Origin of the sequence: Tsukamurella sputi, from assembly GCF_007858445.1 — a bacterium.
Classification (GTDB): Bacteria; Actinomycetota; Actinomycetes; order Mycobacteriales; family Mycobacteriaceae; genus Tsukamurella; species Tsukamurella sputi.
This window is the reverse complement of sequence record NZ_VIGV01000058.1, coordinates 1-671: the sequence shown is the minus strand read 5'-3', so window position 1 is coordinate 671 and position 671 is coordinate 1. Positions and strand designations below refer to the sequence as shown.

Genomic DNA, 671 nt, shown 5'->3' with positions numbered 1-671 from the left:
ATTGGCGATAAAGGTTATCTTAATCTTCTCTCGCACGGCAGTTCTGCAAAGAATCTCTTTTAAAACATTGGGAATAGCATCAGCATCAACTAATATTTGTGCCATTTTGACCGCCTCTTTGTTCATTGTTCTCTCTTTCTTACTCCTACTTTCATTCAAGCATCTCGCTCTTTGAACTTAAGGTGAGTGAAAGTACTAAAAATAAAAGAGCTCTTTAACTCAAGAGCTCTTTAGAATTGTTAAATACAAATAGATATTAGATACTTCGAAAATATATCTCGCAAATCGTTATTAGCGTATTAGCGAACGATCATGATATCACAAGTTGAGTGACGGACAGTGCTCTCAGAGACAGATCCTACAAACATTCTCTCAACCATGCCATAACCCGTTGCACCCATAACAATTAGATCAGCATTGACTTCAGGCGCAATCTTTTTAGCGATGACAGATCTTGGTGAGCCCTCTTTTTTCAATGTTGCAACATCAGTGATACCTGCATCTTTAGCTTTCTGTTCTGCATCTGCAAGAATCTTTTTCGCATTATCTTCCGCATACTCTTCAAGTGGTTCACGATAAGCAATCGCTAGTGAGTATGAGCGAACATCAATAACGTGGGCAATGACTAATTTACTTGTGTAGAACTTTGCTAACTCAATTGCACGATCAAG

1 protein-coding gene is annotated in these 671 nt (G+C 38.3%); it reads right to left on the bottom strand.

What is annotated here, in order from left to right; all coding sequences use genetic code 11:
* Nucleotides 1–299: 299 nt before the first annotated feature.
* On the bottom strand, nt 300–671 hold a 372-nt coding region (locus tag FK268_RS25880), incomplete at its 5' end, for a universal stress protein (protein WP_146437802.1).